A 4,754-nucleotide genomic window follows, 5' to 3' on the forward strand; every position below is an offset into this window, starting at 1 on the left:
ATATAACCTTCGTGATTACCAACAATAAAAACCCTTCGCCCTGACGCCTTAAGCACTGAAGCCTGATACAAGGTTCGAACCACCTCTGACGAACCCACTACATGCTTGCTATCATGCTTCGTTGAAACCCGCTCTCCTTTACTCCCGACCAATATCAAGTCGGCAATATTTCGGTTTTCAAGAAAAACAAAGAACTTGTGCCACAGGGCAGTATCAGGTAGAACCGGTGATATTGAGCGACTAAAGGTGAAAGGCATTGCGAGTATGCGCTCAATGCGAGATTTACTAAATTCCTTAAAGAAAGAATGCTGTAGCAGCTGTAATTTGCGCTCGTTGAATTTACGGGCGATGTCGGGAAAGTGCTTCTTTATATCCAAGCCGTCACGCTTGGCACGCGCAACAACCTCGTCCATTAGCTGAACAGCACGAATATTATGAGGTGCCTTTTTCAAAGAGTACATCTTGGCGCGAAAGAAATCGACAATACCTCGCAGCTTCACGGCGTTAAAGATAGACAATAGCAAGCCCTTTACCGCTTCTGGAGCAGGAACCTTCAAAACCAACTTAACAATGGCATCTTTCAGGCGATCAACCAGTCCAGCCAGACTAGCAACAAAAGCCAGTAACAGGTTAGTCACCCTATATACAAAGTTGTTTTGATAAATTGAGGCCAAGGACTTTTCGAGACGCTCTTTGTTCTCGTGCATAAATTTCAGCACATCTCCTTGCGCAATTTTATCTTTTTCTTGCTGCCACCATTGTATTAGAGCGTGTACACGCTTTTGCTTTCGATTATTCGAATCAAGCGGATCATCCTGTACATCTTTATCAGGCTGGCTCATAAATTCTTCTCTTACTCTAATAACTAACCAAGGAAACGCTTAGAGTAACAATATTAATCTGTGCTAGCCACTTACCGAAGCTAGTTCAACGCGCAGCTTATTGCCAAGCATAGTAATAGAGGTATACACTCACCCTTTCAAAATTGAACATATATAAACCTCTGGGTACCTATATGCCACAAGCGCAAACAGTTGATACGCTAATCCATGCTCGTTATATCATCCCTGTTCGACCACGAAACACCTGTTATGAGCATTACAGCCTTGCCATTAGAGATGACGAAATCGTAGACATACTTGCAAGCGCTAAAGCCCAAACCAAATATCAAGCTAAAAACACATATGAACTGAACGAGCACGCCATAATGCCCGGGCTCGTTAACGCTCACGGCCATAGTGCAATGACGCTGTTTCGTGGTCTCGCTGACGACCTGCCGCTTATGGAATGGCTCAACGACCATATTTGGCCTGCCGAGGGAAAATGGGTATCTGAGGCTTTTGTCCGTGACGGAACCGAACTGGCGATAGCAGAAATGCTGAGAGGCGGAACCACCTGCTTTAGCGACATGTACTTCTTCCCTAACATATCCGCCCAAGTCGCCGAGCAGTACGGCATACGCGCCCATCTATGCTGCCCAATATTAGATTTCCCTACCGTTTGGGGCAGCGGACCTGAAGAATATATCGAAAAAGCCTTAAGCCTTGCCATAGATTACGCTGACAGTGATCTCGTCGAGATCGGCTTCGGACCTCACGCACCCTATACCGTTTCAGACTCGCCTTTGGAAAACATCAGAGATCTGGCAATTGAGCATGATATACCAGTTCAAATCCATCTTCATGAAACAGCATTTGAAGTAGAGGAAGCTGTAAAGCAAAACAATAAGCGCCCCATACAAAGGCTCGTCGACTTAGGGTTAATTTCAGATAAGTTCGCCCTGCAATGCGTACACATGACAGAACTAAACGAACAAGATATTGAATCCTTAGCCAGCAACAAAGTACATGTAATACACTGCCCCGAATCGAACCTTAAACTTGCAAGCGGCTTTTGCCCTAGCGCCCAGCTAATATCAGAAAGCGTTAATGTTGCCCTGGGTACCGATGGTGCGGCCAGTAACAATGACCTCGATATGTTTGGCGAAATGCGTACCGCCGCCCTGCTTGCAAAGGCAGTCGCAAAAGACGCAAGCGCGATCGATGCAGCCAGTGCAATCGAGATGGCAACCATCAATGGCGCTGCAGCCTTAGGCATCGAAGAAATTACTGGTTCACTAGAGATAGGCAAAGCAGCAGATTTGATTGCCATCAAAATGGATGCATTAAATAGCCAACCGAGCTTTGATCCAATCTCAGATATTGTATACTCAGTCGCGTCCAACCAAGTAAGCCATAACTGGGTAAACGGAAAACTCCTTCTTGAAGAAGGCGAACTAAAATATATGGACACGCAGGAAATTATTGTTAAAGCCAAGAGCTGGGCAGCTAAAATTCGCTCGTCGACAGAAAGCTGACAATAAACGCCTTCTAGAAATATTTATAACACACGAATAGAGAAACATGAGCCAAACAGCCGCAAAAAACGTCGATCCAAATGAAATCGCTAAATTCGAAGCACTGGCTAGTCGCTGGTGGGACAAATCAAGCGAGTTTAAGCCGCTTCACGACATCAACCCGCTTCGTCTTAACTATATTGATGAACGCGCTCACCTTCCCGGCAAAAAAGTTGTAGACGTCGGCTGTGGCGGTGGGATCCTCTCTGAAGGGCTATGTCAGCGCGGTGCCTACGTAACGGGTATTGATATGGGTGAAGCCCCACTTTCTGTAGCAAGGCTACACGGTCTTGAATCAGGTGTTGAAGTTGACTATCGACAAATCACCGTAGAGTCCCTTGCTGACGAAGAAGCAGGCACCTATGACGTCGTCACCTGCCTGGAAATGCTTGAACACGTACCAGACCCTTCTTCAGTTATAGCGGCTTGTGCAAAGCTTCTGAAACCTGGCGGCGACCTATTCTTATCAACAATCAATCGTAACCCTAAAGCTTTTATGTTTGCCATTGTTGGCGCCGAACACCTACTAAAGATGCTACCGAAAGGCACGCACGAGTATAAGAAATTTATCAAGCCATCTGAGCTAACAAGTTACATCCGCAAGGCAAAACTGGACTTTCAAGATATTACCGGCATGGTCTACAACCCATTAATAAAAGAATACAAATTAGCGCGAGACGTCGATGTCAATTACCTGGTACATGCCACCAAGCCAATCGATTAGCTTATACCCCCTCATAAACGACATTCATAATGACAATTAGCGCTCTACTATTTGACCTGGACGGAACACTCGTTGATACAGCCAATGATTTTGTTCAGGTTCTCAATGAACAACTGATAAGTCACGGACGAAACCAGCTTCCAGCCGACACGATTCGTAATACTGTGTCCGATGGCGCAAGGGCTTTGGTAAAAATCGGCTTTGGCGGCGAACCCGGCACCGAGCCCTTTGAATCACTTAGACAAGAGTTATTGGAACGCTATGAATCGCTAGTAGGAAAGCATGCCAAGCTCTTTGACGGCATGGAAGAGGTTCTCACTCTTTGTGAAGACAAAGACATTCCCTGGGGAATTATCACCAACAAACCTCGCCTCTACACCGATCTATTATTACAGCGTATGGACCTAGACAAACGAAGCCGTGTGACACTCTGCCCCGATGATGTCCGCAAATCCAAGCCTGACCCAGAATCCCTTCTTTTAGCAGCAAAGCAACTTGGCCTTGCGCCCGGTAATATCGTCTACGCTGGCGATCACGAAAGAGACATTCAAGCAGGTCAAGCTGCTGAAATGATTACAGTAAGTGCGCTATACGGCTATATTAAGTGTCACAAATCGGCCAAAAAATGGCCAGCCGATTACCAAATTCAACACCCATCTGAACTAATTTCACTTTTTCTTACATAAGCCACACAAAAACTGCAGTACTTTTCCTGAAATCATCTATGCTTAAAGCATATATCGCATTGTTTTTAGGAGAAAGCATGGCTGTCAACACAGCGCTGGTCGTCGATGATTCAAAATCCGCACGGATAATGCTCAGTCGACTTGTTCAAAAGAACGGCCTCGAAGTTAATATGGTGGAATCAGGCGAAGAAGCTTTAAGCTATTTAGAAAGCTCACCATTGCCCGATCTTATATTCATGGATCATATGATGCCCGGAATGGACGGCTTGGCTACCACTCGAGAGATCAGTCAAAACCCCAAAACAGCGCATATCCCTATCCTTATGTACACCTCTAAGGAAGGGCCAGAGTATGAAGCAGAAATGCTATCTTCCGGTGCCTACGCCATGCTAGGCAAGCCCGCAAAGCCAGATAGATTAGCTGAACTTATCGAAGAACTTAACAGTCGCCCTGCTCCTGATATTGCGGCCGATTCAGCCGAGCCAGAAGAACTCAGCGCAGTCACTCTCGATACAGGTGATCTACCTGAATTAAGTAGTACTGAAAGCGAACCATTAGAACAAGAACCTATTGCGACCAGCTCCCCAGAGGAAGAGGAAGAAGAAATGAGCCAGGAACTAATCGAAAAAGTATCATCCAAACTAATCGCCAGAGCGATCGAAGATGCGCTACAACCAATCAGCGGCTCGCTGCATCGTCTTGAAACAAATATTCACGAGAATCAGAGTGAAATACGTAAACTTAGCGCAAGGCAAGATCAGAACGTCAACCATGTTTCACAGTCAGTACTCGACGCCAGCCTTAAGCAAACCGGTGTTCAGTTCCAAAACCAGATCACTGCAGAGATCAAAGCAGTTAGAGACCTGATTGAAAGTCGTGCCGATCTTTCCCCTGCTGCACTACAGCAAATAAAAGATATAGCAACCCAGACTGGCGCCGAAGCAGGAAC

Annotated in this window: 5 protein-coding genes; 4 read left to right on the forward strand and 1 reads right to left on the reverse strand. The window is 45.9% G+C overall.

The features are described from left to right. Positions 1 to 842: hypothetical protein (locus tag A3763_RS06060; RefSeq protein ID WP_156494958.1), on the reverse strand; the 842-nt coding region annotated here is incomplete at its 3' end. Between the two features lie 173 nt (positions 843 to 1,015). On the opposite strand from A3763_RS06060, the gene A3763_RS06065 reads away from it, so the two are divergent. The 4 genes from A3763_RS06065 to A3763_RS06080 form a co-directional block, all read left to right on the forward strand. Continuing rightward, positions 1,016 to 2,356: a TRZ/ATZ family hydrolase gene (locus A3763_RS06065; RefSeq protein WP_068553105.1), complete on the forward strand. Its 1,341-nt coding sequence runs from the start codon at positions 1,016 to 1,018 to the stop codon at positions 2,354 to 2,356. A gap of 46 nt (positions 2,357 to 2,402) precedes the next feature. Continuing rightward, positions 2,403 to 3,119 (forward strand): bifunctional 2-polyprenyl-6-hydroxyphenol methylase/3-demethylubiquinol 3-O-methyltransferase UbiG, encoded by a 717-nt coding sequence (gene ubiG / locus A3763_RS06070; protein WP_068506969.1) that lies wholly within the window; start codon positions 2,403 to 2,405, stop codon positions 3,117 to 3,119. 29 nt (positions 3,120 to 3,148) lie between these two features. Continuing rightward, positions 3,149 to 3,805: an HAD family hydrolase gene (locus A3763_RS06075; RefSeq protein ID WP_068509853.1), complete on the forward strand. Its 657-nt coding sequence runs from the start codon at positions 3,149 to 3,151 to the stop codon at positions 3,803 to 3,805. A gap of 77 nt (positions 3,806 to 3,882) precedes the next feature. Further along, positions 3,883 to 4,754, forward strand: an 872-nt coding sequence (locus A3763_RS06080) for a response regulator (protein ID WP_068759945.1), incomplete at its 3' end; no start/stop codon positions are given.

The sequence above is a fragment of the Oleiphilus sp. HI0128 genome (assembly GCF_001635365.1).